Origin of the sequence: Citrobacter sp. wls708, from assembly GCF_005281255.1 — a bacterium.
Taxonomy (GTDB): domain Bacteria; phylum Pseudomonadota; class Gammaproteobacteria; order Enterobacterales; family Enterobacteriaceae; genus Citrobacter; species Citrobacter werkmanii.
The window spans coordinates 97,961-124,741 of record NZ_SZXE01000003.1 but is presented as its reverse complement, the minus strand read 5'-3'; the positions used below and the strand labels follow the sequence as shown (position 1 = coordinate 124,741).

Annotated in this window: 21 protein-coding genes; 17 read left to right on the top strand and 4 right to left on the bottom strand. The window is 51.3% G+C overall.

The features are described 5' to 3' along the window. The first annotated feature begins 239 nt into the window (after window positions 1–239). The 11 genes from FDW97_RS02320 (at window position 240) to pmrB (ending at window position 15,771) form a co-directional block, all read left to right on the top strand. Window positions 240–1,871: a sensor histidine kinase gene (locus FDW97_RS02320; protein ID WP_038636450.1), complete on the top strand. Its 1,632-nt coding sequence runs from the start codon at window positions 240–242 to the stop codon at window positions 1,869–1,871. Continuing rightward, window positions 1,868–2,587, top strand: coding sequence for a two-component system response regulator DcuR (dcuR, locus tag FDW97_RS02315; protein WP_038636447.1), 720 nt, complete (start codon window positions 1,868–1,870; stop codon window positions 2,585–2,587). The genes FDW97_RS02320 and dcuR overlap by 4 nt, the downstream gene beginning before the upstream one ends. Before the next feature lie 718 nt (window positions 2,588–3,305). Continuing rightward, window positions 3,306–4,646: an anaerobic C4-dicarboxylate transporter DcuB gene (dcuB, locus tag FDW97_RS02310; RefSeq protein ID WP_003031873.1), complete on the top strand. Its 1,341-nt coding sequence runs from the start codon at window positions 3,306–3,308 to the stop codon at window positions 4,644–4,646. Window positions 4,647–4,742: 96 nt separating this feature from the next. Further along, the gene (fumA, locus tag FDW97_RS02305) at window positions 4,743–6,389 is read left to right on the top strand and encodes a class I fumarate hydratase FumA (RefSeq protein WP_038636444.1); all 1,647 of its coding nucleotides are present in this window, start codon (window positions 4,743–4,745) and stop codon (window positions 6,387–6,389) included. A gap of 147 nt (window positions 6,390–6,536) precedes the next feature. Next, window positions 6,537–7,169: a DUF2238 domain-containing protein gene (locus tag FDW97_RS02300; protein ID WP_069325139.1), complete on the top strand. Its 633-nt coding sequence runs from the start codon at window positions 6,537–6,539 to the stop codon at window positions 7,167–7,169. A gap of 284 nt (window positions 7,170–7,453) precedes the next feature. Next, the gene (gene adiA, locus FDW97_RS02295; protein ID WP_110498768.1) at window positions 7,454–9,721 is read left to right on the top strand and encodes an arginine decarboxylase; all 2,268 of its coding nucleotides are present in this window, start codon (window positions 7,454–7,456) and stop codon (window positions 9,719–9,721) included. 311 nt (window positions 9,722–10,032) lie between these two features. Beyond that, window positions 10,033–10,794 (top strand): AraC family transcriptional regulator, encoded by a 762-nt coding sequence (locus FDW97_RS02290; protein ID WP_069325137.1) that lies wholly within the window; start codon window positions 10,033–10,035, stop codon window positions 10,792–10,794. A gap of 128 nt (window positions 10,795–10,922) precedes the next feature. Beyond that, window positions 10,923–12,260, top strand: coding sequence for an arginine/agmatine antiporter (adiC, locus tag FDW97_RS02285; protein ID WP_038636433.1), 1,338 nt, complete (start codon window positions 10,923–10,925; stop codon window positions 12,258–12,260). Between the two features lie 117 nt (window positions 12,261–12,377). Next, on the top strand, window positions 12,378–14,015 hold the full coding sequence (gene eptA / locus FDW97_RS02280) for a phosphoethanolamine transferase EptA (protein WP_137350605.1): 1,638 nt from the start codon (window positions 12,378–12,380) through the stop codon (window positions 14,013–14,015). A 4-nt stretch (window positions 14,016–14,019) separates the two neighbouring features. Further along, window positions 14,020–14,688, top strand: coding sequence for a two-component system response regulator PmrA (gene pmrA, locus FDW97_RS02275; RefSeq protein WP_038636427.1), 669 nt, complete (start codon window positions 14,020–14,022; stop codon window positions 14,686–14,688). Then, complete coding sequence (gene pmrB / locus FDW97_RS02270) at window positions 14,689–15,771, top strand: two-component system sensor histidine kinase PmrB (protein WP_038636424.1); 1,083 nt, start codon at window positions 14,689–14,691, stop codon at window positions 15,769–15,771. It begins immediately after the preceding gene. On the opposite strand, the gene pmrR is transcribed toward pmrB, so the two are convergent. Then, a complete protein-coding gene (pmrR, locus tag FDW97_RS02265) occupies window positions 15,765–15,854 on the bottom strand; it encodes an LpxT activity modulator PmrR (RefSeq protein ID WP_038636421.1) in 90 nt (29 codons plus the stop codon). The genes pmrB and pmrR overlap by 7 nt on opposite strands. Window positions 15,855–16,007: 153 nt before the next feature. Next, window positions 16,008–17,510: a glycine betaine/L-proline transporter ProP gene (gene proP, locus FDW97_RS02260; protein WP_038636419.1), complete on the bottom strand. Its 1,503-nt coding sequence runs from the start codon at window positions 17,508–17,510 to the stop codon at window positions 16,008–16,010. Between the two features lie 699 nt (window positions 17,511–18,209). Between proP and kdgT the strand changes: the two genes are divergently transcribed. Beyond that, a complete protein-coding gene (gene kdgT, locus FDW97_RS02255; RefSeq protein WP_051594499.1) occupies window positions 18,210–19,208 on the top strand; it encodes a 2-keto-3-deoxygluconate transporter in 999 nt (332 codons plus the stop codon). 30 nt (window positions 19,209–19,238) lie between these two features. Here the strand turns inward: kdgT and FDW97_RS02250 are convergent, their stop codons facing one another. Both FDW97_RS02250 and crfC read right to left on the bottom strand, forming a co-directional pair. Beyond that, window positions 19,239–20,132 (bottom strand): diguanylate cyclase regulator RdcB family protein, encoded by an 894-nt coding sequence (locus FDW97_RS02250; RefSeq protein WP_069325135.1) that lies wholly within the window; start codon window positions 20,130–20,132, stop codon window positions 19,239–19,241. Further along, a complete protein-coding gene (gene crfC / locus FDW97_RS02245; RefSeq protein WP_085049658.1) occupies window positions 20,129–22,486 on the bottom strand; it encodes a clamp-binding protein CrfC in 2,358 nt (785 codons plus the stop codon). Before crfC ends, FDW97_RS02250 begins: the two co-directional genes overlap by 4 nt. A 538-nt stretch (window positions 22,487–23,024) precedes the next feature. On the opposite strand from crfC, the gene FDW97_RS02240 reads away from it, so the two are divergent. The 5 genes from FDW97_RS02240 to phnE all read left to right on the top strand — a co-directional run bounded on the left by FDW97_RS02240 (window position 23,025) and on the right by phnE (window position 26,767). Beyond that, window positions 23,025–23,360, top strand: coding sequence for a zinc ribbon domain-containing protein YjdM (locus FDW97_RS02240; RefSeq protein ID WP_137350604.1), 336 nt, complete (start codon window positions 23,025–23,027; stop codon window positions 23,358–23,360). Window positions 23,361–23,499: 139 nt separating this feature from the next. Continuing rightward, window positions 23,500–23,946, top strand: coding sequence for a VOC family metalloprotein YjdN (gene yjdN / locus FDW97_RS02235; RefSeq protein ID WP_038636411.1), 447 nt, complete (start codon window positions 23,500–23,502; stop codon window positions 23,944–23,946). Between the two features lie 132 nt (window positions 23,947–24,078). Beyond that, complete coding sequence (phnC, locus tag FDW97_RS02230) at window positions 24,079–24,867, top strand: phosphonate ABC transporter ATP-binding protein (protein WP_137350603.1); 789 nt, start codon at window positions 24,079–24,081, stop codon at window positions 24,865–24,867. Between the two features lie 23 nt (window positions 24,868–24,890). Further along, window positions 24,891–25,907 carry a phosphonate ABC transporter substrate-binding protein gene (phnD, locus tag FDW97_RS02225; protein ID WP_038636405.1) on the top strand — a complete coding sequence of 339 codons (1,017 nt, stop codon included), beginning with the start codon at window positions 24,891–24,893 and terminating at the stop codon, window positions 25,905–25,907. An 80-nt stretch (window positions 25,908–25,987) separates the two neighbouring features. Beyond that, complete coding sequence (gene phnE, locus FDW97_RS02220) at window positions 25,988–26,767, top strand: phosphonate ABC transporter, permease protein PhnE (RefSeq protein WP_038636402.1); 780 nt, start codon at window positions 25,988–25,990, stop codon at window positions 26,765–26,767. Window positions 26,768–26,781 lie beyond the last annotated feature (14 nt).

The following is a 26,781-nucleotide window of genomic DNA, read 5'->3' as shown; positions in this document are numbered from 1 at the left end:
AAAATGACTGACTGCTGCATTCCACAGCAAAACCCCGCCTTATACCCATTTACACACAGAGTTATCCACAATCGTCAAAAAACTACCGGTACGCATTACTGAAAAATGGAGAGAACCGGCCCAGAACACTCTATATATAGAAGAAGTATTGGCAGCCTAAGCCCACATTCCTTACCACCTTTGAATTACGCATGCCGTCGGGCGATAATACCCGCACAAACCGTGATTCCAGGACCGTGATGAGACACTCTCTGCAACGTACTGCTATACGCAAACGCCCAATGAAGCTCGGCACTACCGTGATCCTCATGGTCAGTGCAGTACTCTTCTCAGTGCTGCTTGTTGTTCATCTGATTTACTTTTCGCAAATCAGCAACATGACACGCGATGCATTAGCGGATAAAGCGCTTGCGGTCGCGCGGACGCTGGCAAACTCGCCGGAGATCCGCCAAGGGTTAATGAAAAAACCCGAGGAAAGCGGTATTCAGGCGATAGCTCAGGCGGTGAATAAGAGCAACGATTTTTTGTTCATCGTCGTCACCGATATGCAAAGCATTCGTTATTCCCATCCCGAAGCGCAGCGAATCGGCCAGCCATTTAAAGGTGATGACATTTTGCTGGCTCTGCAGGGCAAAGAGAATGTTGCCATTAATCGCGGGTTTCTGGCTAAAGCTCTGCGCGTGTTTACCCCTATCTATGATGAGCATCACCGACAGATTGGCGTGGTGGCGATCGGCCTTGAGCTAAGCAGAGTGACTGAGCAGATCAATAACAGTCGCGGCAGCATCTTCTGGTCCATCTTGTTTGGCGTTCTGGTTGGGTTACTCGGCACATGGGTATTCGTCAAAGTCCTTAAGCGCATTCTGTTTGGCCTGGAGCCGTATGAAATCTCCAATCTGTTCGAACAACGCCAGGCGATGCTGCACTCTATAAAGGAAGGTGTCATTGCCGTTGACGAGTGTGGTGAGGTCACGCTAATAAACCAGGCGGCGCAGGAGTTGCTTGATTACCACAAATCCCAAGACGATGCCCAGCTCTCAACGCTCAGCCACGCGTGGTCACAGGTGGTCGATTTTTCGCAAGTACTACGCGATGGAACGCCACGCCGCGATGAAGAGATCACGGTGAAAGATCGGCTACTCTTAATTAACACTGTTCCGGTACTCAGCAACGGAAAAATCATCGGGGCCATTTCAACGTTCCGCGATAAAACTGAAGTTCGGAAACTGATGCAACGCCTGGACGGTATGGTTAACTATGCCGACGCACTTCGTGAACGATCCCACGAATTCATGAACAAATTGCACGTGATTCTGGGATTATTGCACCTGAAAAGTTATAAGCAGCTTGAAAATTACATCCTGAAGACCGCGAACAATTATCAGGAAGAGATTGGCTCACTGTTAGGAAAAATAAAATCTCCGGTGATCGCTGGATTTTTACTCAGTAAGATTAATCGCACATCTGATTTAGGTCATAGTCTGGTCATTAGCAATGAAAGCCAATTGCCGGAAAACAGCAATGAAGATCAGGTAGCGGTGCTGATTACCGTTTTGGGGAATTTGATTGAAAACGCCCTGGAGGCGCTAGGTCAAGAACCCGGTGGCGAGATCAGCGTATCCTTGCACTATCGACACGGCTGGTTGCATTGCGAAGTGAATGACGATGGTCCAGGGATCGCCCCTGAACACATTGAGCACATCTTTGAGAAGGGCGTCTCGTCAAAAGGAACCGAACGAGGCGTCGGTTTAGCACTTGTGAAACAGCAGGTTGAAAGTGTTGGCGGCAATATTTCCGTCGAGTCTGAACCTGGGGTCTTCACCCAATTTTTTGTACAGTTACCGTGGAATGGTGAGAGGGCCAGCAGATGATCAATGTCTTAATTGTCGATGACGATGCAATGGTAGCGGAATTAAATCGTCGTTATGTCGCGCAACTCTCCGGTTTTCATTGCTGCGGAACAGCCTCTACGCTGGAGAAAGCCAAAGAGATCATCTTTCATAGCGGTCATCATATCGATTTGATTTTGCTGGATATTTACATGCAAAAAGAAAACGGTCTGGATCTGCTGCCCGTTCTGCACAGCAAAGGCTGCAAGTGTGATGTTATTGTCATCTCTTCCGCCGCTGACGCGACCACCATCAAAGACTCTCTGCACTATGGTGTCGTTGACTACCTGATCAAACCTTTCCAGGCTTCCCGTTTTGAAGAAGCGCTAACCGGCTGGCTACATAAGAAAACAGAGATGGAAAAGCATCAGTACTATGAACAGTCTGAGCTTGACCAACTTATTCACGGCAGCTCCTCCAATGAGCAGGAAGTACGCCGCTTACCCAAAGGGCTAACGCCACAAACATTACGTACGCTGTGCCAGTGGATTGATGAGCACCAGGATCAGGAGTTCTCTACGGATGAGCTGGCCAATGAGGTCAATATCTCCCGCGTCTCTTGCCGTAAATACCTTATCTGGCTGGTTAATTGTCACATCTTATTTACCAGCATCCACTATGGCGTGACCGGTAGACCTGTTTATCGTTACCGCGTTCAGGCAGAGCAATACTCATTGCTTAAACAATATTGCCAATAAATACATTTGGGGATTATTTGTTATTTGAAAGTAACAATTATTAAAATAATGAAAAATCCCTATTTTACTGGCTGAAGCAGAAGCATTATCAATTTGCGTTAGATCAAATATATTTGTACACAGCATGTCAAAAGCTATATTTCAATATTGATAAACATCACACTGTTTTTAATTTCAAAATCGCTAACAAAAGTTAATTAAGTATTATCTGACTCGCAGAGTGTGTATTTTTACCCATAAAGGATTAGTCTGAAATTAACCAGACATACAAAATCTGGACTGGTAGCAATGGAGACCATGCTACGTACCATGGACACCGTACATTTTTGTGAGCAAATAAAAGTATCCGTACGCCGATCTCATTACATAATGAAATGGCGTGACCGTGATCACACAAATAACCCACTCACTCATTCTGTCCGTGGTTCATGTCATAGCGGAAAACGCAAAACAGATAAATTACAGCGTCAACCGCAGCTCTCTATGCCCAGTTCTGCTTCCCATCGCCTGAGGATTTTCTCCTCTGTTCAACGCCACAGAAAAAAAATAAATATCGCCATAACTTTAAAAAAACATTCTAGCAAGACATTTGAACATTAATCGCAAATACGGACATATCGAATACTGACCATTTTTTGATGCTTATTCTGGCAAAAAAGAATGTGCCACAGATCCATTTTTCAAAAAATTGACTGGGTTTTTCGCGAGGGTAAATAAAATGTTATTTAGTATACAACTTCTCATAATATTAATATGTTTGTTTTATGGTGCCAGAAAGGGCGGTATCGCACTGGGCTTATTAGGCGGTATCGGCCTGGTCATTCTGGTTTTCGTTTTCCATCTCCAGCCGGGTAAACCACCTGTAGACGTTATGCTGGTTATTATTGCCGTGGTGGCCGCATCGGCAACCTTGCAAGCCTCCGGCGGCCTTGACGTTATGCTGCAAATCGCTGAAAAGCTGCTGCGCCGTAACCCAAAATACGTTTCTATCGTCGCGCCGTTTGTTACCTGCACCCTGACGATTCTCTGTGGTACAGGCCACGTGGTATACACCATCCTGCCAATCATTTATGACGTTGCCATTAAGAATAATATTCGCCCGGAACGTCCAATGGCGGCGAGTTCTATCGGTGCGCAAATGGGTATTATCGCCAGCCCGGTTTCCGTAGCCGTGGTGTCACTGGTCGCCATGCTGGGTAATGTGACGTTTGAAGGTAAACATCTCGAATTCCTCGACCTGCTCAGCATCACCATCCCGTCTACCCTGCTGGGTATACTGGCTATCGGTATTTTCAGCTGGTTCCGTGGTAAAGATCTGGATAAAGATGAAGAATTCCAGAAGTTTATTTCCGTACCTGAAAACCACAACTATGTTTATGGCGACACCGCCACGCTGTTAGATAAAAAACTGCCGAAAAGCAACTGGCTGGCCATGTGGATCTTCCTCGCCGCTATCGCCGTGGTTGCTGTGCTCGGCGCATTCTCTGAGCTGCGCCCTACCTTCAGCGGCAAACCTCTGTCCATGGTACTGGTTATCCAGATGTTCATGCTGCTGACCGGTGCGCTGATTATTATCCTGACGAAGACCAATCCCGCTTCAATATCTAAAAACGAAGTCTTCCGTTCCGGTATGATCGCGATTGTGGCGGTGTACGGTATTGCCTGGATGGCCGAAACAATGTTCGGTGCGCACATGACAGAAATCGAAGGTGTGCTGGGTAATATGGTGAAAGAGTATCCGTGGGCCTATGCAATTGTTCTGCTGCTGGTATCCAAGTTTGTAAACTCCCAGGCAGCGGCGCTGGCGGCGATTGTTCCGGTCGCGCTGGCAATCGGGGTTGATCCAGCATACATCGTTGCTTCGGCGCCGGCATGTTACGGTTACTACATTCTGCCGACCTACCCGAGCGATCTGGCTGCTATTCAGTTTGACCGTTCCGGTACCACCCACATCGGCCGCTTCGTTATCAACCACAGCTTCATTCTGCCTGGCTTGATCGGCGTAAGCGTATCCTGTGTCTTTGGTTGGATATTCGCCGCAATGTACGGTTTCCTGTAATCACAGTTCGCGTGCCGTCCGCGTTGGTACGGCACGCCACTCTTAAGACACAGTGAATTTCTAAATTCCTGATAAAAATGAAAAGGCTGGAAGCAAATGTCAAAAGTTGAATTCACTTACCAGGCGGCTTTCCCACTGGGGGAAGACAAAACTGAGTACTACCTGCTGACATCCGATCACGTCAGCGTCGGCGAGTTTGAAGGCGAGACTATCCTGAAAGTAGCCCCTGAAGCACTTACGCTACTGGCTCAGCAAGCCTTCCACGATGCCTCCTTTATGCTCCGCCCTGAACACCAACAGCAAGTCGCCTCAATTCTCCATGATCCCGAAGCCAGCGAAAACGATAAGTACGTGGCGCTGCAGTTCCTGAGAAACTCCGAAATCGCCGCCAAAGGCGTATTGCCAACCTGCCAGGACACCGGTACGGCCATTATCATGGGTAAAAAAGGCCAGCGCGTGTGGACCGGCGGCGGCGATGAAGCCGCGCTCTCCAGAGGCGTATTTAATACCTATATTGAAGATAACCTGCGCTACTCGCAAAACGCGGCGCTGGATATGTACAAAGAAGTGAATACCGGCACCAACCTGCCTGCGCAAATCGATCTGTACAGCGTGGACGGTGATGAATACAAATTCCTGTGCGTGGCCAAAGGCGGTGGCTCAGCCAACAAAACCTATCTGTATCAGGAAACCAAAGCGCTGCTGACTCCCGGAAAACTGAAAAACTTCCTGGTGGAAAAAATGCGTACGCTGGGTACCGCAGCTTGCCCGCCGTACCATATTGCATTCGTCATTGGCGGCACGTCAGCGGAAAGCACCCTTAAAACGGTGAAGCTGGCCAGCACGCACTACTATGATGCGCTGCCGACTGAAGGCAATGCCCACGGCCAGGCGTTCCGCGATCTGCAACTGGAACAGGAACTGCTGATCGAAGCACAGAAACTCGGCCTCGGCGCTCAGTTTGGCGGAAAATACTTCGCACATGACATCCGCGTGATCCGTCTACCTCGCCACGGCGCGTCCTGCCCGGTAGGTATGGGCGTTTCCTGCTCCGCGGACCGTAACATTAAAGCCAAGATTAACCGCGAAGGGATCTGGATTGAAAAACTGGAACATAATCCAGGTCAGTACATTCCCGAATCTCTGCGCCAGGCTGGCGAAGGCGAAGTGGTTAAGGTAGACCTTAACCGTCCGATGAAAGAGATCCTCGCCCAGCTTTCGCAGTACCCGGTTTCTACCCGCCTGTCACTGAGCGGCACGATTATTGTTGGTCGTGACATCGCCCACGCGAAGCTAAAAGAGCGTATTGAGTCCGGCGAAGGTCTGCCGCAGTACGTGAAAGATCATCCGATCTACTACGCGGGCCCGGCAAAAACGCCAGCGGGTTATCCGTCCGGCTCTTTAGGGCCGACTACCGCAGGTCGTATGGACTCCTATGTTGACCTGTTGCAGTCACACGGCGGCAGCATGATCATGCTGGCAAAAGGCAACCGTAGCCAGCAGGTGACAGACGCTTGCCACAAACACGGCGGTTTCTACTTAGGCAGCATCGGCGGACCGGCAGCGGTACTGGCGCAGCAGAGCATTAAGCATCTGGAATGCGTGGAATACCCGGAGCTGGGTATGGAAGCTATCTGGAAAATCGAAGTAGAAGATTTCCCGGCGTTCATCCTGGTCGATGATAAAGGCAACGATTTCTTCCAGCAAATCGTCAGCAAACAATGCGCTAACTGCGCGAAGTAACCTATTCGGCCCGGCACTGGACTGACACTAAACTTTTGGCGTCAGTCCAGCGATCCCCCCGGGCCACCTTAATCCCCCCATTTACTGGCGTTGAATTTTTGCTGCTCACAGGGAATAGTAATCTTTTCCATTACGTGTGAATTCATAATGCTCCGCACACTGAACCCCATGATTTTGCAGTCTGGCGCGCTGATTCTGGCGCTGATCCTTATCTACACCGGCATCTGTGCCACTGAGAAAATCACCTGGCTGATGGAAGTCACGCCGGTCATTATCGTCGTACCGTTGTTGCTGACTACCGTAAAGCGCTACCCGTTGACGCCGCTGCTCTACACGCTAATTTTCTTTCACGCCATCATTCTGATGGTCGGCGGTATGTATACCTATGCCAAAGTCCCCGTCGGTTTTCAGGTTCAGGAATGGCTGGATCTTAGTCGCAATCCCTATGACAAGCTGGGTCACTTCTTTCAGGGGCTGGTGCCAGCGCTGACGGCACGAGAGATTTTAGTGCGCGGTAATATTGTCCGTGGCCGAAAAATGCTGGCATTTTTAGTCTGCTGCGTGGCGTTGGCGATTAGCGCGACCTATGAGCTGATCGAATGGTGGGCGGCGCTGGCAATGGGTCAAGGAGCTGATGATTTTCTCGGCACGCAGGGCGACCCGTGGGATACCCAATCCGATATGTTTTGCGCCCTGCTTGGGGCCTTAACCACCGTGATTTTACTGGCGAGAACGCATTGCAAGCAACTGCGCCATTATGGGTTAATCACCGCCAACTGAATGAAATCATTACCGGATGTTGCTGATCCACATCCGGCCTGCATGCTTGCCATTCAGCAATATCAGTATCAGCCAAAAAAATAGTCCCCCTGTCGATAAACGGCGGTTAAAATCCGCCCTCAACACAGCATAACTCATTGTTTAAAAACATATAAAATACAAAATAGACTATTTTTCACCCGCTTTACAGCCCATTTTCTCAGGATAATACTTGCCTGCGTCACATTCATACGGTGTGTCTGCAATCCATAAATTGCAACCTTTCCACAACCGGGTAAAAGATGATGAAAGTATTAATTGTTGAAAGTGAGTTTCTGCATCAGGACACCTGGGTCGGTAGCGCTGTCGAACGTCTGGCTGACGCATTAAGCCGCCAGAATGTTACCGTCATTAAGTCCACCTCATTCGACGATGGTTACGCCATCCTCGCCGCAAATGAAGCCATTGATTGCCTGATGTTCAGCTATCAAATGGAACAACAAGATGAGCACCTGAATGTCAGGCAATTGATCGGCAAGCTCCACGAGCGCCAGCAAAACGTTCCTGTTTTCCTGTTGGGCGATCGCGAAAAAGCCACCGCATCGTTGGATCGCGACCTGCTGGAGCTTGTCGATGAATTCGCCTGGATTCTGGAAGATACCGCAGACTTTATCGCCGGGCGCGCCGTGGCGGCGATGACTCGTTACCGCCAGCAGCTTCTGCCGCCGCTGTTCAGCGCGCTGATGAAATACAGCGACATCCATGAATATTCCTGGGCGGCGCCTGGCCACCAGGGCGGCGTCGGTTTTACCAAAACCCCAGCCGGTCGTTTCTATCATGACTACTACGGCGAAAACTTATTCCGTACCGACATGGGTATCGAACGCACCTCCCTGGGTTCACTGCTGGATCATACTGGCGCATTTGGCGAGAGCGAAAAATATGCCGCCCGGGTGTTTGGCGCTGACCGCTCCTGGTCCGTGGTGGTCGGGACTTCCGGCTCTAACCGCACCATCATGCAAGCCTGTATGACCGACAACGACGTCGTGGTGCTGGATCGCAACTGCCATAAATCGATTGAACAGGGGCTGATCCTTACCGGGGCAAAACCGGTATACATGGTGCCTAGCCGCAACCGCTACGGCATTATCGGGCCTATCTACCCGCAGGAAATGCAGCCTGAAACATTGCAGAAAAAAATCAGTGAAAGCCCACTGACAAAAGGCAAAGCCGGACAAAAACCGTCATACAGCGTCGTGACTAACTGTACCTATGACGGCGTTTGCTACAACGCAAAAGAGGCGCAGGACCTGCTCGCGCAAACCAGCGATCGTATCCACTTCGATGAAGCCTGGTACGGCTATGCCCGCTTTAACCCAATTTATGCCGACCACTACGCCATGCGTGGCGCGCCGGGCGATCATAACGGCCCTACCGTTTTTGCCACCCACTCGACTCACAAACTGCTGAATGCGCTCTCCCAAGCATCTTATATTCACGTCCGTGAAGGTCGTGGGGCCGTGAACTTCTCCCGCTTTAACCAGGCGTACATGATGCACGCCACCACCTCTCCGCTGTATGCCATCTGCGCATCAAACGATGTGGCGGTTTCCATGATGGATGGTAACAGCGGCCTGTCGCTCACCCAGGAAGTGATTGACGAAGCAGTCGATTTCCGTCAGGCCATGGCGCGGCTGTACAAAGAATTCACCGCCGAAGGCGACTGGTTCTTCAAACCGTGGAACAAAGAAGTGGTAACCGATCCGCAGACCGGCAAAACCTATGACTTTGCCGATGCGCCAACCCAACTCCTGACCACTGACCAGAACTGCTGGGTAATGCGTCCGGGCGAATCCTGGCACGGGTTTAAAGATCTGCCGGATAACTGGAGCATGCTGGACCCGATTAAAGTCAGCATTCTGGCACCGGGTATGGGCGACGATGGCGAACTGGAAGAGACTGGTGTTCCTGCTGCTCTGGTCACCGCCTGGCTTGGCCGTCACGGTATCGTGCCGACGCGTACCACCGACTTCCAGATTATGTTCCTGTTCTCAATGGGGATTACCCGTGGGAAATGGGGCACACTGATCAACACGTTGTGCTCTTTCAAACATCACTACGATGCGAATACTCCGCTGGCACAGGTAATGCCTGAACTGGTTGAGGAATATCCAGACACTTACGCAAACATGGGCATTCACGATCTTGGCGACACCATGTTTGCCTGGCTGAAAGAGAACAACCCTGGCAGCCGTCTCAATGCAGCCTACTCCGGCCTGCCTGTTGCTGAAATTACACCGCGTGAAGCCTATAACGCGATAGTCAGCGATAACGTTGAGATGGTGGCCATTGAAAATCTGCAGGGCCGTATAGCAGCGAACTCTGTGATTCCTTACCCACCAGGAATTCCGATGCTGTTGTCCGGTGAAAACTTTGGCGACGCCAATAGCCCGCAGATTAGTTATCTACGTTCGTTGCAGTCCTGGGACCACCATTTCCCTGGATTTGAACATGAAACCGAAGGAACGGAAATTATTGACGGTGTGTATCACGTCATGTGCGTGAAAGCATAATGTCTTTTTGAGATAGTCCGATTTGAAGGATGACATGTCATGCTTGAGTAATTCCTGAGTATTGCTGCAAAACAATAACATTGTCATACCTTTTTGCGCGGGACCACCCCGCGCTTTTTTTATACGAAAATTGCACGTTGCCACTTGCGTAAAATTTTATGTACACGGCAATAATCCCTACAGATATTGTAATTAATCTAAATATCGCTATTTTATCGCCTGTCTTGATTCATCACACAATTTCATTTGCCGGTTATTTCTTGCCCAATGGTAAGTTACGGTAGTTTATGTCATATTCCTGGAGTTTGGGTATGAGACTTTGCAGCAAAGAAGCGTGTGTTGTCGTATTAACGGAGAAGGATGTTTGGTTAAGGATTAACGGTAAAGAAGCCATCAGTTTAAAAGCTAATCATATGGCATTGGTGGCATGTGATAATAATATTATCGACTTCTCATCACTTAATAACGCACTGGTCGTACATATCAGCCGCGATATCATTAAAGACTATCTGCGTTTTTTAAATAAGGACCTTTCACAGATCCCATTCTGGCAGCGGAGTGCTAACCCAGTGATCACCGCTACCTGTCTGACGCCGGATGTCTTCCGGGTGGCCGCCCAACATAGCGTAATGGAAACAGTAGACGAAGGTGAAAGAGAGCGCACACGCTCACTACTGTTCACGGTGTTGTCACGCTTCCTTGACAGCAAAAAATTTATCTCTTTACTCATGCATATGCTGCGTAGTCGTATCAGCGACAGCGTTTATCACATTATTGAAAGCGACATACACAAAGACTGGAATTTAAGCATGGTCGCCAGTTGCTTATGCCTGAGTCCCAGCTTGTTAAAGAAGAAACTCAAAAGCGAAAATACAAGTTACAGCCAAATAATTACCACATGTCGCATGCGTTATGCCGTCAATCAACTCCTGATGGACGAGAAAAACATTTCCCAGGTCTCTCAACTGTGCGGATATAACAGTACCTCATACTTTATTTCCGTATTCAAAGAGTTCTATGGGATGACGCCACTGCATTATGTTAGTCAACATCGGGAGCCATCCGCTGCCTGAGTTTTAATCAGTTAGCGATAAGCCATAATAATATCAGCATTAGCGATACCCCAGCTCCGTCATCATAAAATAGTCTTTTGAAGAGGTATGATAAGTCCGTCATTTATCCTTATCAGGAGTTAAAAAATATGTCGACGGATGCTGATGCTCACAAAGTGGGCTTAATCCCCGTCACCCTTATGGTGTCGGGGAATATTATGGGTTCCGGTGTATTCCTGCTACCCGCAAACCTTGCGTCAACTGGCGGGATTGCAATCTACGGATGGTTGGTCACGATTATCGGTGCTCTGGCACTGTCGATGGTGTACGCAAAAATGTCGTCCTTAGACTCCAGTCCCGGTGGTTCTTATGCTTATGCCCGCCGCTGTTTCGGTCCTTTTTTAGGCTACCAGACTAACGTCCTGTACTGGCTGGCCTGCTGGATTGGTAACATCGCCATGGTGGTCATTGGCGTCGGTTACCTGAGCTACTTTTTCCCCATCTTAAAAGATCCGCTGGTCCTGACGCTGACCTGTGTCGTGGTGCTGTGGATCTTCGTATTGCTGAACATTGTCGGCCCGAAAATGATCACCCGTGTACAGGCCGTCGCAACGGTGTTGGCGCTGGTGCCGATTGTTGGGATTGCCGTCTTCGGCTGGTTCTGGTTCCGCGGTGAAACCTATATGGCGGCCTGGAACGTCAGCGGTATGAATACCTTCGGCGCAATTCAAAGCACTCTGAACGTGACCTTATGGTCATTTATCGGGGTGGAAAGTGCCTCCGTCGCGGCAGGCGTGGTTAAAAATCCCAAACGTAACGTGCCTATCGCCACCATTGGCGGGGTGCTGATTGCCGCCGTTTGTTACGTGCTCTCCACAACGGCGATTATGGGGATGATCCCTAACGCTGCGCTGCGTGTTTCGGCCTCGCCGTTCGGTGATGCCGCAAGAATGGCGCTGGGCGACACCGCTGGCGCGATCGTCTCCTTCTGCGCCGCTGCCGGGTGTCTTGGTTCACTGGGCGGATGGACGCTGCTGGCCGGACAAACTGCCAAAGCGGCGGCCGATGACGGGCTGTTCCCGCCGATTTTTGCCCGCGTTAACAAAGCCGGTACCCCGGTGGCCGGGTTAATTATCGTCGGTATCCTGATGACCATTTTCCAGTTCAGCAGCATGTCGCCGAACGCCGCAAAAGAGTTTGGTCTGGTCTCTTCGGTTTCGGTCATCTTCACGCTGGTGCCATATCTGTACACCTGCGCTGCGCTGCTGCTGCTCGGTCATGGTCACTTCGGCAAAGCGCGCCCGCTGTATCTGGCGGTAACCTTTATCGCCTTTGTCTACTGCATCTGGGCAGTGATCGGTTCTGGCGCCAAAGAGGTGATGTGGTCGTTCGTCACACTGATGATTATTACCGCGCTGTACGCACTTAACTACAACCGGATCCATAAAAACCCCTATCCATTAGATGCCCCGGTAAAAAATAGTTAACGTCAGCGGCACTGGTGAATAGCCGCCATCCTGCAAAAAGCCAATCTTAAGAACTTAAGGTTGGCTTAATTTTACTTTGAGAGGATCTGCACCACTTAGTCGATGGAATCCCCCTTAATGTTAAAGCACCTGTTTAAAAGGCCCACTCTCGGGTTAATCAGCTGGCTTCTGCTGCTCTCATTTTATCTTGCGACTTTTCTGAACATTGCGTTCTATAAACAAGTGCTGCAAGACCTGCCCCTGGATTCTGTGCGCAACGTGTTGGTGTTTTTATCAATGCCGGTTGTCGCTTTCAGCGTTATGAACATCGTGCTGACGCTGGCCTCATTCCTGTGGCTTAACCGCCTGGTGGCGTGCGTTTTCATTCTGGTTGGCGCATCGGCTCAATATTTCATCATGACCTACGGCATCATCATCGACCGCTCGATGATTGCCAATATGATGGACACCACGCCCGCCGAAACCTTCGCCCTGATGACGCCGCGAATGGTAATTACGCTCGGGGTGAGCGGTATTCTGGCCGCGCTGATTGCCTGCTGGATAAGAATCAAGCCTATTACTCCAGTGCTGCGCAGCGTGTTGTTCCGTGGCGCGAACATTCTGATCTCCGCGTTGCTGATCGTGTTGGTCGCCGCGTTCTTCTATAAAGATTACGCCTCACTGTTTCGCAACAACAAAGAACTGGTGAAATCCCTCAGCCCATCCAACAGCATTGTGGCGACGTCATCATGGTATTCGCACCAGAGGCTAGCCCACCTGCCGTTGGTACGCATTGGCGAAGATGCGCATCGCAATCCATTGATGGTAAAAGAAAAGCGTAAAAACCTGACGATTGTGGTTCTCGGCGAGACCTCCCGCGGCGACAACTTCTCCCTGTCCAGGTATGCGCGCCAGACCAACCCGCTACTGGAAAAAGATAATGTGGTCTATTTCCCGCGCACTACGTCCTGCGGTACGGCCACGGCGGTATCTGTGCCCTGCATGTTCTCCGATATGCCGCGCGCGCACTATGATGAAGAACTGGCGCAGCATCAGGAAGGCGTACTCGACATCATCCAGCGGGCGGGAATTAACGTGCTGTGGAATGATAACGACGGTGGATGTAAAGGAGCCTGCGATCGGGTGCCGCACCAGAATATGACTAAGCTGAACCTGCCGGGACAGTGTATTGATGGTGAATGCTATGATGACGTCCTGTTCCACGGGCTGGAAGAGTACATTAATAATCTGCAAGGTGACGGCGTGATTGTGCTGCACACCATCGGCAGCCACGGTCCGACCTATTACAACCGCTATCCTGCGCAGTTCAAGAAATTTACGCCAACCTGCGACACCAACGAGATCCAGACCTGTTCCCAGCAACAGTTGGTCAATACATACGACAACACGATTCTTTATGTTGACTATATTGTTGATAAAGCAATCAATATACTGAAAGAGCATCAGGATAATTTCACCACCAGCCTGGTCTATCTTTCCGATCACGGTGAATCCTTAGGGGAAAATGGCGTCTATTTGCACGGCCTGCCGTATTCGATTGCGCCAGATACGCAAAAACATGTGCCGATGCTGCTGTGGCTCTCAGAAGATTATCAGCAACGCTATCAGGTCTCTCAGACATGTTTGCAAAAACGGGCAAGCTCAGAAGATTTCTCACAGGATAATCTGTTCTCGACTCTGCTGGGATTAACGGGCGTGCAAACACAGAAATATCAGGCGGCAGATGATATTCTGCAACCCTGCCGGGGAGGCTAAGCGAATGAAAATTCTGATTGTTGAAGACGATACGTTGTTATTACAGGGACTGATACTCGCCGCGCAAACAGAAGGCTATGCCTGCGACGGCGTATCAACCGCCCGGGCAGCGGAACAATGCCTGGAGACCGGACATTACAGTCTGGTGGTTCTGGATCTCGGCTTACCGGATGAAGACGGTCTGCACTTCCTGAACCGGATCAGGCAGAAAAAATACACCGTACCTGTGCTTATCCTCACCGCCCGCGATACGGTGAAAGACCGGGTCAGCGGGCTGGACGTGGGTGCAGATGACTATCTGGTCAAACCGTTCGCGCTGGAAGAACTGCACGCCCGCATCCGGGCGCTGCTGCGTCGTCATAACAATCAGGGTGAAAGTGAGTTAATTGTCAGTAACCTGACGCTGAATATCGGTCGTCGCCAGGTGTGGATGGACGGGCAAGAGATTATCTTAACGCCGAAAGAATACGCGCTCCTGTCGCGCCTGATGCTCAAGGCTGGCAGTCCGGTTCACCGGGAAATTCTGTATAACGACATCTACAGTTGGGATAACGAACCGTCGACCAATACGCTGGAAGTCCACATCCATAATCTGCGCGATAAAGTGGGGAAATCACGTATCCGCACGGTCAGGGGATTTGGCTATATGCTGGTCGCCACTGAGGAAAGCTAAGTGAAGCTGCTGCAATATCTAAAACGACCGCTCCCTCTTCGCCAACGGTTAATACTGACGATAGGTCTAATTCTGTTGGTCTTTCAACTCATTAGCACCTTCTGGTTGTGGCACGAAAGTACTGAGCAAATACAGTTATTCGAGCAGGCGCTGCGCGATAACCGTAACAACGATCGCCACATCATGCATGAGATCCGCGAGGCCATCGCCAGCCTGATCGTCCCCGGCATCTTTATGGTCAGCCTGACGCTGCTGATTTGCTACCAGGCAGTGCGACGTATTACTCGCCCGCTGGCGGATCTGCAAAAAGAGTTAGAAGCGCGGGCAGCCGATAACCTGGCCCCCATTGAAATTCACAGTTCAACCGTTGAGATACAGGCGGTCGTCTCAGCGCTCAACGAGCTGGTGACGCGGCTGACCACCACTATCGAAAACGAACGCTTATTTACCGCCGATGTCGCCCACGAACTACGCACGCCGCTGTCAGGCGTTCGCCTGCATCTGGAATTATTATCCAAAACCCATAAAGTCGACGTTTCGCCGTTAATTGCCCGCCTTGACCAAATGATGGACAGCGTGTCGCAACTGCTGCAACTCGCCCGCGTCGGGCAGTCGTTTTCGGCCGGAAGCTACCAACATGTCAAACTGCTGGAGGACGTGATTCTGCCCTCCTATGACGAACTCAGCACCATGCTGGACCAGCGCCAGCAGACGCTGCTCCTCCCGCAAAGCGCGGCGGACGTTGTCGTACGTGGCGACGCAACGCTGTTACGCATGCTGCTGCGCAATCTGGTAGAGAACGCCCACCGTTACAGCCCGGAAGGCACTACTATTACGATCGGCCTGAATACCGAACATGATGCCGTCATGGCCGTCGAAGATGAAGGTCCAGGCATTGATGAAAGTAAATGCGGGGAGTTAAGCAAAGCGTTTGTACGGATGGACAGCCGTTTTGGCGGCATTGGGCTGGGGCTGAGCATTGTCAGTCGGATCACCCAGCTACATCACGGGCATTTCTATTTGCAGAATCGTCAGGGAACGAGCGGCACTCGCGCCTGGGTGGAATTAGCGAAAGCTCAGTAAGAACTCACCCATACGTACAAAAAGCTGCTGACGATCAGCACGCTACACAGGGCAGTTAAACTTTCATAAATGCGGGTTTTCATGACACTCTCCTCCGAAACTATGGAGGAGAGTTTGCCTGAAGGATATTAAGCCAACCTTAAGTCGCTGTGATAGATCAACATAATGCGCCGGATGGCAGTTGGCGCCTTATCCGGCCTACTGAGTACAACGCTACCCGCAGGCCTGAAAGCTGATTACTCATCAATACGCGGATGCTGCTGCACCAGACGCGAACGCTTAAGCTGCAATTCCGCAATTTCCTGATCGATATCTTCGATTTTATGCTCGATGTTATCGTAGTGCTCACCAAGGATCTCTTTCGCTTCCTGAATATCCGAAGCGGCAGGCGTCGCCCCTTTCAGTGGCTTATTTGCGGTCTCTTTCATGGTGATACCGGTAATTAAACCAACCACCGCAATCACCATCAGGTAGTAAGCAGGCATCATCAGATTCTGCGAACTTTCCACCAGCCAGGCAGCCAGGGTCGGCGTCAGACCCGCAACCAGGACCGAGATATTAAATGCCGCCGCCAACGCGCTATAACGAATATGCGTCGGGAACATCGCCGGTAACGTTGACGCCATCACCCCGGTAAAGCAGTTGAGGATCACCGCCAGCATCAGCAGCCCGGCAAAAATCAGGCCGATGACATTACTGTTAATCAGGATAAATGCCGGAATGGCCAGCACAAACAGCGCAATACTGCCCATAATAACAAACGGGCGACGACCGAAGCGGTCACTGAGCAGACCCATCACCGGCTGCACAAACAGCATACCAATCATGATGGCGATAATAATCAACACGCCGTGGTCTTCAGAGTAATGCAGGTTATGCGACAGATAGCTCGGCATATAGGTGAGCAGCATGTAATAGGTAACGTTGGTGGCAATCACCAGACCGATACACGCCAGCAGGCTACGCCAGTGTTTGGTCGCAATCTCTTTAAACGAAACCTTCGGACCTTCCTGCAGGCCCTCACGGTCGCCCTGTTCCAGTTTATCAACGTGCTGCTGGAACGCCGGCGTCTCTTCCAGCGCATGACGCAGATACAAACCAATCAGCCCTAACGGCAGCGCCAGGAAGAACGGAATACGCCAGCCCCACTCAAGGAAATTTGCCTCGCCGACAATGGTTGAAATCAGAACCACCACGCCCGCGCCCAGCACAAACCCGGCGATCGAACCGAAGTCCAGCCAGCTACCCATAAATCCACGCTTACGGTCAGGCGAATATTCCGCGACAAAAATCGACGCCCCGGTGTACTCTCCGCCGACCGAGAACCCCTGTGCCATCTTACACAGCAACAGCAGAATCGGCGCCCAGATACCAATCGAGGCATACGAGGGAATAAGACCGATACAGAAGGTACTGATCGACATAATCACAATGGTGATAGCGAGGATCTTCTGACGACCGTATTTATCGCCGAGCATACCGAAGAACAATCCGCCAAGCGGTCGAATCAGAAAGGGAACAGAGAAGGTGGCGAGCGCGGCAACCATCTGCACGCTGGGGTCAGCCCCCGGGAAGAACACTTTACCTAATGCGTAAGCAACAAACCCATAAACACCAAAATCAAACCACTCCATCGCATTACCTAACGACGCCGCGGTAATGGCTTTTCGCAATTTTCCGTCATCAATGATGGTGACATCGCGCAGCGTAATGGGTTTTATTTTTTTCCTTTTTAGCATACCAGTCCTCTTAGACTTAGCCCTGTCGCGCACAGTTCGACGCTCCTAACGCAACATGCGCTAAGGTCATCGCCGAGCGGGGAATGCACAGACGCAATCCCTGTAACAAGCGTAGCAGGTTTACTTACACTGGCTGGAAACGAGCAGTACAACCGAACCTGTTGACGCCTGATTGGGCGGTTAATGACCTCTTTACCCTAACAGTGTTTAAATTTGTGATCAACTTCACACATGGTATTTCATTTCGTCAACCTGCGTAAATAAGGTCATTCTGAGTCAGCTTTTTTACATGTCATGCTTGCGATTTACTGACAATTAAATACAAGAATAAATCGCTTTATTGCGCCAACAATCACAGCGGTCACTATTATTCTGCTAGCAAAAAAATCACCTAATCCCTTCACAAAAAGATCACAGCTTTTTTAATAATCACAGCGCTTGAGAACTTTTGCGCGGAATATGTGATGAAGATAACTAAAACATCGTTTTATTTTGATTGAATCAACGTTCCCATGAATGCAAACTAATTCCAGACGCAATATCCCTGGGAGCAGCAACATGCTCAACGTATGCCGCGTTAGATTCTATAAAACAAAGAGATAGCGATTACCTTTGTTAAGAAATTTTAGTAACCATTTGAATTTATTAATTTTTAACTCCTTGCGCATATAGTGCCTGCGACAAGATATGAGGACGTTTATGAAAATTAAAGCCACGATTGAACGCATCCCCGGCGGAATGATGTTGATTCCCCTGTTATTAGGCGCAGTGTTAAATACCTTGGCTCCCGATACCGGCGCGTATTTCGGTTCGTTTACCAAAGGTATGATCAGCGGAACGGTGCCTATTCTGGCAGTGTGGTTTTTTTGTATTGGCGCATCTATTGATTTACGGGCAACCGGTACAGTATTACGTAAGTCCGGTACGCTGGTTATCACCAAAATAGCCGTGGCGTGGGTTGTGGCAATGATAGCCGCGTCATTTATTCCTGATACCGGTATTCAAACCGGGTTCTTTGCGGGACTTTCGGTACTGGCAATTGTTTCCGCGATGGATATGACCAACGGTGGTCTGTACGCCAGCCTGATGAACCAGTACGGAACGAAAGAAGAGTCCGGCGCATTTGTGTTGATGTCTCTGGAATCCGGTCCGTTGATGACGATGGTGATCCTTGGTTCAGCGGGCCTGGCCTCCTTCGAGCCACACCATTTTATCGGCGCGGTATTACCGTTCCTGATTGGCTTTACGCTGGGTAATCTGGATCACGATCTGCGTTCTTTCTTCAGCAAAGCCACGCCGGTGCTGATCCCGTTCTTCGGCTTTGCGCTGGGCAACACCATTAACCTGAGCGTCATCGTTGATACCGGTCTGTTGGGTATTCTGCTGGGCGTCGCGGTTATCGTTATCACCGGTATCCCGCTGATTATTGCTGACCGCGTTATCGGTGGCGGGAACGGTACGGCAGGTGTGGCAGCCTCTTCTGCGGCAGGCGCTGCGGTGGCAAACCCGGTGATTATCGCCCAGATTAACCCGGCATTTGAACCGGTTGCCGCCTCCGCCACAGCGCTGGTCGCCGCCAGCGTGATTGTCACCGCCATTTTGGTGCCAATTATCACCGCGCTGTATGCCAAACGCTTTAATAAAAACCTGGTCGCCAACGAGACGGCGGCTACCCCGGCAGACTCTCTGCACCACTAACTCTGCCTTAGCCCCACTGACCGTCCCTGCTCAATTGATGAGTGGGGACGGTGCAAAAATCTCCTCAACCATCGCATCAGCCAGCCGTTTCGCCGAACACAATCGCGGCATTCCCAACGCCACATTCTGCCATCGCTGCGTCACCGACCAGCTCACCGGATGGCGCTGCGCATCACACCAGTCGCCTAACCAACTCAACATATCGTTGTGCTCGCCCGAGCCGCCAACCGTCGGCGCGCTGAGCCAATGATGATAATAATGACGCGTAGCGGGCGCCGCATTCACGCTGTCTGCCAGCGTCTGAGCTGCCATGATGCGCAGATTGTCTTTAAGCATTGAGACCACATCGGCATTCGCTAATCGGCAGGCGTCACCAAAAGCTCCCCAGCGCAGTTCTTCCAGCGCGACAAAACAGCGTCCGGGTAACGACCAGCCGTCATACGCCCCAGCCCGCCACCGGGTAAAAATTTGCTCACTGTGCTCGCCCGCCTGAACCGTCAGGCCGCGTTGCGTCAATGCCTTCTCTTTATACGCGCCGCGTTGAGTGAACCAGTCTGTAAGCGAATTTATCTGCTGTATGAGACCGGGGGTGGACAGCCCCCGCGGATGTTCGGTCTGTTGCAAAAACATTAGCCGTTCGGCGATGCGCACCAGCGCCAGATGGCCCGGGTCGATCATGCCCGCCAACTTCTCCACCAGCTTCAGACGCATCACCAGATGCTCGCTGGACACTCCCGCCATCACCCACGCCCGCAGTTGCGTCTGGGATAGCACCTCCTGCGTCAGGCGCGCACGCAGCCGCTGCTGCTGTTGCAGAAAACCGCCGGAACGTTTGGTTTCATCTCCTTGAACCAGATCGACCATAAACTTCGGGTAGACACACTCCAGCGTCCGCCCGGGGCCTTCCAGTAACACGTTAGTCATGTGTGCTCAGTTGCAAAAAGGGTGTTGATATCGTCGCGCAGCAAGCGGGAATCTTCATAAAGCCATGCCGCCGTCGTAATGCGATGCTGTAATTGTTCATTCAACGCATTCACCGCAGACTCATTTTGCTGGCGCAGGGTCAGGCTCTCACGCAGGCTCGCCTGTAATTGCGCCAGACACAGCGAAAAATCAGCAAAAAACGTGGCCATGCCTGCCGTAACGGAAATATCGACCTGAGCAACCAAAGCTTTACGAATTTGTTGGCAAAACTGGGTAACGTAATGCACAAGGCTCTTGTGCAGCGCGCCCATATCAATGAGATAACGCGTTTTTGTTTCGACATAATCATTCCATCCCCAGTTGGGTTGGTTCAGCCAACGGGAGAAAGTGTCACGCACCACACCGCCAGTAGACGACGTATTTTCCGCCGGAATATCCTGTTCAATAGCCTCATTAAATAGCTGGCGGGTATTAAAATTAAACATCGCCGCATGAAAGGCCGGAAAACGGATCCGCGCACGAAATCCAGCGTGATTCAGCTCCTCTTTCACCCGCAATTCAATAGGCCGCATAGCGTCATTGAGTGCCCGGGACAGGGTCGACTCAAGCTGCTCAAAACGTAGCGCTAAATCCCGGCTAATACTCTCCTGGGCTGCCAGCAATACCCCTTCACAGGACGAGCGCATTTTATCTAAGACGATTTTCGCCTGCCCTTCGTCATGCAGCACCAGCATTTCACCCGCCATTTCAGCCGTTATAGCGCCTGATCCCTGGCCGTGCGGTGACATCATCAGGACGTTTTCTTTGACAAAAAACGTATTGATGCCGCACAGAATCTCAGTTTGTTGCTCATTGAGATAGGTCGCGGCAGATGCGAGCGCCAGTTCTACTTCATGGTTAACTTCATCGCTCACTCGCCCCTGACTTACCTGTAACTGCTGCATATCCTCTTCAATATGCGTAATGTTCAGCCGCAGTTTTTCATAGGCCACCGTTAATCCGTGGGCGCGAAACTCCAGATATTCGTGCGCGCTTTGCGCATAGTTCAATAACTTATGCGACGCGGAACGTAACGCATACAGCGAAGCATTGGCGTGAGCGGCATGAATCACGTTCTGGATCGGCTGCTCAAACAACGAATCTTCCCACAGTAAATCGGCGGCATGACGGATGTGCTCCGTATCCTCAAGATCGGTGGTACGCCAGCGCCTGCCCAGCGCCGCTTCGGCAAAATCCTGTACCCAGCGTTGCACCTGATGATCCGGCAACCGCCCGCGGGTGGTTAGCTCATGACGCGCTCTGTTCGCCAGATAGCCCCACATCGAGGAAACCGGATAGATCCGTTCAGGGGTGATTCCGCCTTGCATCAGCGTGCCGGAAATCAAAGCCCGCACCTGCTCTTCATCATCACTGTTGCGGTCTTTCTGATCGAATTTGTTGACCAGCGCGTACAGCGGCACTGTTTTCCCGACCGCCATAATCGCCCGACGGACTTCCTCATCAGAAATCGACTTCAGTTGGGTGTAATCCATTACCGCCAGGACCGCAGAAGCCCGCGCCAGCTGTTCATTCAGCATTTTTTGTAAGTGCGGTTGTCCGGCCTCGTTCGGCCCCGGCGTATCCAGCAGCGTTAATTGCCCCGGATAGCTTGCCTGTCCGGCCAAATGGACAAATTCGACCTCGATAACCGGAATATGCTCAATCGCGGCATAGGCGGCAAAAGGAAAATCAGCCTCCAGCGCTTTTGACAAACGCACCAAGTCATTCAGGCTTTTAAGACAATGGAAAATAGGCTGTGCGCCAAGATAATACCGTTCAAATGCCACGCCGTTTTCAATATGCTGCAGCAGGACGTTCATATCCTTATCAATTTCCAGCGTCTGCGTAAGACGCTGGCGATCGCATGCCCGCATGCGCTGCTGTAAAACCTTCATTAAGGCTTCGATCGGCGCGACATGCGAAAAATGCAGTACCGGCTCTTTCTGCCCCGGCGTATGGCGAATAAGCGTCGGTAACGCCGTCATCGGACGATTACGATTAGGTAAAACTTCTGTGCCGACAATCGCGTTAATCGTCGTCGATTTTCCCGCTTTCATGGTGCCAACGATGGCCAGCACCATTTCCAGACGCGTAATCTTGCGCAGCTCATTATTAAGCGTCGCCTGCTGGGCATCCATACCACGCGCGCTGAAATGCAGGGGCTGAACAACCTGTCTGCTATGCTCTCCATGTTGCAGCGCGACATCATCCAACGACGTGATGGGCAATTTTTGTAATTGCCGGAGATGTTCAAGAGAGAGCATCAGCAAGCGTTCCGCTTCCTGACTTAATTCATATATTGTCTGTGTGTGCATGGAAAATTTTTCCTTAACGCAAATGGCATTACTTTTATTTAGCCTAATCGTTTTATTTATAGATTTTCGGCTTTTATAATTACGTGTGGAAATAATTAAAATCGAAACAACCAATTGATATTATTAAAATAAATTTGGCATATAACCGCTGGCCTGATGCCTCTCACTTATGTAATAAGTAAGAAAGATAAACAGCGTAGTTCAGTTTTAAAGAATACCCGCTGAATTCCCCTACTAAAATTAAGGGGCCAGGAGATATTCAACCATCAGGACGTAGACACCCGTAAGCGGTGTTACCTATAAATATCAGTTATTTCGCCTCACCTTATCTTAAATAACCTGGCGTAGCAATTTCCCTTAAAAAATATTGCGCCATACTTCATTGCTGTGAAAGCAAAGGATCTTTACAGCAGATCATTTTGCTTTATCACGCAGTAGTCCCGACAAAAGCAGGGATTTTATGTATAATTGCGGCCTTTTTCGGCAATCTGCCATTTTTTGGGCGCATTTGCCCCTGCTGACTTTTGAGGAAATCCACATGTCATTACCACACTGCCCACAATGCAACTCCGAATACACTTACGAAGATAACGGCATGTTCATCTGCCCGGAATGCGCTCACGAATGGAACGATGCTGAACCGGCTCAGGACAGCGACGAACTTATCGTTAAAGATGCTAACGGCAACCTGCTGGCCGACGGCGACAGCGTTACCATAGTGAAAGACCTGAAGGTAAAAGGTAGCTCTTCAATGCTGAAGATCGGTACCAAAGTAAAAAACATTCGTCTGGTGGAAGGCGATCACAACATCGATTGCAAAATCGATGGCTTTGGCCCAATGAAGCTGAAATCAGAGTTTGTGAAAAAGAACTGATGCAAATTGCCTGATGGCGCTGCGCTAATCAGGCCTGTGTCAGCTCATCTGCCAGGCGGGAAGCTCATACTTCCCGCCTGGTTTATTTTTGCAGACGCTAACTACACTTAACTGGTTTCTTTTACCTGAGGTAAAGATCATGCCGTTAAGTCCCTATATCTCCTTTGCAGGCAACTGCGCAGACGCCATCGCCTACTACCAAAAAACATTAGGCGCCGAGCTGCTCTACAAAATCAACTTCGGTGAAATGCCCAAATCGGCGCAGGACAGTGAAGAAGGTTGCCCTTCAGGAATGAAATTCCCCGATACCGCTATCGCCCACGCCAACCTGCGTGTTGCGGGCAGCGACATTATGATGAGCGATAGCGCCCCCGATGGAAATGCCCACTACTCTGGCTTTACGCTGGTGCTCGACACGCAAAATGTCGACGAAGGCAAGCGCTGGTTTGATAACCTCGCGGCAAACGGAAAAATCGAAATGGACTGGCAGGAAACCTTCTGGGCCCACGGTTTTGGTAAAGTGAGCGACCAGTATGGCGTACCGTGGATGATCAACGTCGTCAAACAGCAGCAACCTACCGAGTAATCCAACGGGAGGCTTGTCCTCCCGTACTGTCATCAAAAATCGCTCAACTCTTCATCGTTGAGTAACCATCCCTTAACGAAAACGTCACATTGATCCGCCACGATGGGGCCACTTTTTTAGGGAGGCCGCATCATGCAAACGATTATCCGCGTCGAGAAACTCTCCAAATCCTTCAACCAGCATCAGGCGCTCAATGCGGTTGATCTGAACATCTGTTCCGGTGAGATGGTGGCTCTGCTTGGGCCGTCTGGCTCCGGCAAATCCACCCTTTTACGTCATTTAAGCGGTTTGATCACCGGGGATAAATCGCCCGGTAGCCATGTTGAGCTGTTGGGTCGCACCGTCCAACACGAAGGTCGGCTGGCACGCGATATCCGCCAAAGTCGCGCCCACACCGGCTATATCTTCCAGCAGTTCAATCTGGTTAACCGTCTGACGGTACTGGAGAACGTCCTGATTGGCGCGCTCGGCAGCACGCCGTTCTGGCGCACCTGTTTTAGCTGGTTCAGTCAGGAGCAGAAACAGCGCGCGCTCCAGGCGCTGACCCGCGTTGGCATGGCGCACTTTGCGTATCAGCGCGTTTCCACGCTTTCGGGCGGGCAACAGCAGCGCGTCGCTATCGCCCGGGCGCTGATGCAGCAGGCCAAAGTGATCCTGGCCGACGAGCCTATTGCCTCGCTGGACCCGGAATCCGCACGCATCGTAATGGATACCCTGCGCGACATTAATCAGACCGACGGCATCACCGTGGTCGTCACGCTGCACCAGGTGGATTACGCCCTGCGCTATTGCGAACGCATCGTCGCGCTGCGCCAGGGCAACGTCTTCTTTGACGGCAGCAGCCAGCATTTTGATAACGATCGATTTGACCATCTCTACCGCAGCATGAACCGCGTCGCACAGAACGCGCAGGCTGCCTGACATCCCCACAATGAGGAATGGAAATGAGCTATAAGACAGTTGCCGCGCTGGCCTTTACCAGCATGTTTAGTCTCAGCACCCTGCTCAGCCCGGTCCATGCCGAAGAGCAGGAAAAAGCGCTGAACTTTGGCATTATTTCGACCGAATCACAGCAAAACCTGAAGCCGCAGTGGGAACCGTTCCTGAAGGACATGGAAAAGTCACTGGGTGTAAAAGTGAACGCCTTCTTCGCCCCGGACTACGCCGGGATCATCCAGGGAATGCGCTTTAACAAAGTCGATATCGCCTGGTACGGCAACCTCTCGGCAATGGAAGCGGTGGATCGCGCTAACGGACAAGTGTTTGCCCAGACCGTCGCCGCCGACGGATCCCCGGGGTACTGGAGCGTGTTGATCGTTAACAAAGATAGTCCGATCAACAACCTGAACGATCTGATCGCCAAACGTAAAGATCTGACCTTCGGCAACGGCGATCCCAACTCCACGTCCGGCTTCCTCGTCCCCGGTTACTACGTCTTCGCCAAAAACAACATCTCCGCCAGTGATTTCAAACGCACCGTTAACGCCGGACACGAAACCAACGCGCTGGCCGTTGCCAACAAGCAGGTCGATGTCGCCACCAACAACACCGAAAACCTCGACAAACTGAAAACTTCCGCACCGGAAAAACTGAAAGAACTGAAGGTGATCTGGAAGTCACCGCTGATCCCGGGCGATCCGATCGTCTGGCGTAAAAACCTCTCCGAAACCACCAAGGACAAGGTGTACGACTTCTTTATGAACTACGGCAAAACGCCGGAACAGAAAACCGTACTTGAACGCCTGGGCTGGGCGCCGTTCCGTGCCTCCAGCGACCTGCAACTGGTGCCAATTCGTCAACTGGCGCTGTTTAAAGAGATGCAGGGCGTGAAGGACAACAAAGGGCTGAACGAGGAACAGAAAGCCAGCAAAACCTCGGCGCTGAAAGCGCAGCTCGACGATCTGGACCGTCTGACCGCCGCGCTGGGCGCTATGACCAGCGTCACCAAAGCGGTGCAGTGATTTGTAGACCGGATTGTAGGCCGGATAAGCGCAGCGCCATCCGGCCTACCACGCAAACACACGTACCAACGGAGCTAAACATGCAAACCATCACCGTCGCCCCGCCCAAACGTAGCTGGTTCTCGCTACTGAGCTGGGCCATTCTTCTCGCCGTGTTGGTGGTCTCGTGGAAAGGTGCCGAAATGGCTCCGCTCACGCTGATCCAGGATTCCGGCAATATGGCGACCTTCGCCGCCGACTTCTTCCCGCCGGACTTCAGCCAGTGGCAGGACTATCTCGGTGAAATGGCCGTCACCCTGCAAATCGCCGTCTGGGGTACCGCCCTCGCCGTGGTGCTGTCGATTCCTTTCGGCCTGATGTGCGCCGATAACCTCGTGCCGTGGTGGATTTACCAGCCGATGCGCAGAGCGATGGACGCCTGCCGCGCCATCAACGAAATGGTCTTCGCCATGCTGTTCGTGGTCGCCGTCGGCTTAGGTCCGTTCGCCGGGGTGATGGCGCTATTTATCCACACTACCGGGGTGCTCTCCAAGCTGCTTTCCGAAGCGGTAGAAGCCATTGAACCGGGTCCGGTAGAAGGCATTCGCGCCACCGGGGCCAACAAAATTGAAGAGATCCTCTACGGCGTTTTGCCGCAGGTGATGCCGCTGCTGATCTCCTACTCGCTGTACCGTTTTGAGTCCAACGTTCGCTCGGCCACGGTGGTCGGCATGGTGGGCGCAGGCGGTATCGGCGTGACCTTATGGGAGGCGATCCGCGGCTTCCAGTTCCAGCAAACCTGCGCCCTGATGGTGTTAATCATCGTCACCGTCAGCCTGCTGGATTTCCTTTCCCAGCGTTTGCGTAAGCACTTTATCTGATTAACGAGGCATTG

Bases quoted from the DNA above. Each gene is read 5' to 3' on its own strand.
- FDW97_RS02320 (WP_038636450.1), top strand. From the start codon at position 240: ATGAGACACTCTCTGCAACGTACTGCTATACGCAAACGCCCAATGAAG.
- dcuR (WP_038636447.1), top strand. From the start codon at position 1,868: ATGATCAATGTCTTAATTGTCGATGACGATGCAATGGTAGCGGAATTA.
- dcuB (WP_003031873.1), top strand. From the start codon at position 3,306: ATGTTATTTAGTATACAACTTCTCATAATATTAATATGTTTGTTTTAT.
- fumA (WP_038636444.1), top strand. From the start codon at position 4,743: ATGTCAAAAGTTGAATTCACTTACCAGGCGGCTTTCCCACTGGGGGAA.
- FDW97_RS02300 (WP_069325139.1), top strand. From the start codon at position 6,537: ATGCTCCGCACACTGAACCCCATGATTTTGCAGTCTGGCGCGCTGATT.
- adiA (WP_110498768.1), top strand. From the start codon at position 7,454: ATGAAAGTATTAATTGTTGAAAGTGAGTTTCTGCATCAGGACACCTGG.
- FDW97_RS02290 (WP_069325137.1), top strand. From the start codon at position 10,033: ATGAGACTTTGCAGCAAAGAAGCGTGTGTTGTCGTATTAACGGAGAAG.
- adiC (WP_038636433.1), top strand. From the start codon at position 10,923: ATGTCGACGGATGCTGATGCTCACAAAGTGGGCTTAATCCCCGTCACC.
- eptA (WP_137350605.1), top strand. From the start codon at position 12,378: ATGTTAAAGCACCTGTTTAAAAGGCCCACTCTCGGGTTAATCAGCTGG.
- pmrA (WP_038636427.1), top strand. From the start codon at position 14,020: ATGAAAATTCTGATTGTTGAAGACGATACGTTGTTATTACAGGGACTG.
- pmrR (WP_038636421.1), bottom strand. From the start codon at position 15,854: ATGAAAACCCGCATTTATGAAAGTTTAACTGCCCTGTGTAGCGTGCTG.
- proP (WP_038636419.1), bottom strand. From the start codon at position 17,510: ATGCTAAAAAGGAAAAAAATAAAACCCATTACGCTGCGCGATGTCACC.
- kdgT (WP_051594499.1), top strand. From the start codon at position 18,210: ATGAAAATTAAAGCCACGATTGAACGCATCCCCGGCGGAATGATGTTG.
- FDW97_RS02250 (WP_069325135.1), bottom strand. From the start codon at position 20,132: ATGACTAACGTGTTACTGGAAGGCCCCGGGCGGACGCTGGAGTGTGTC.
- crfC (WP_085049658.1), bottom strand. From the start codon at position 22,486: ATGCACACACAGACAATATATGAATTAAGTCAGGAAGCGGAACGCTTG.
- FDW97_RS02240 (WP_137350604.1), top strand. From the start codon at position 23,025: ATGTCATTACCACACTGCCCACAATGCAACTCCGAATACACTTACGAA.
- yjdN (WP_038636411.1), top strand. From the start codon at position 23,500: ATGCCGTTAAGTCCCTATATCTCCTTTGCAGGCAACTGCGCAGACGCC.
- phnC (WP_137350603.1), top strand. From the start codon at position 24,079: ATGCAAACGATTATCCGCGTCGAGAAACTCTCCAAATCCTTCAACCAG.
- phnD (WP_038636405.1), top strand. From the start codon at position 24,891: ATGAGCTATAAGACAGTTGCCGCGCTGGCCTTTACCAGCATGTTTAGT.
- phnE (WP_038636402.1), top strand. From the start codon at position 25,988: ATGCAAACCATCACCGTCGCCCCGCCCAAACGTAGCTGGTTCTCGCTA.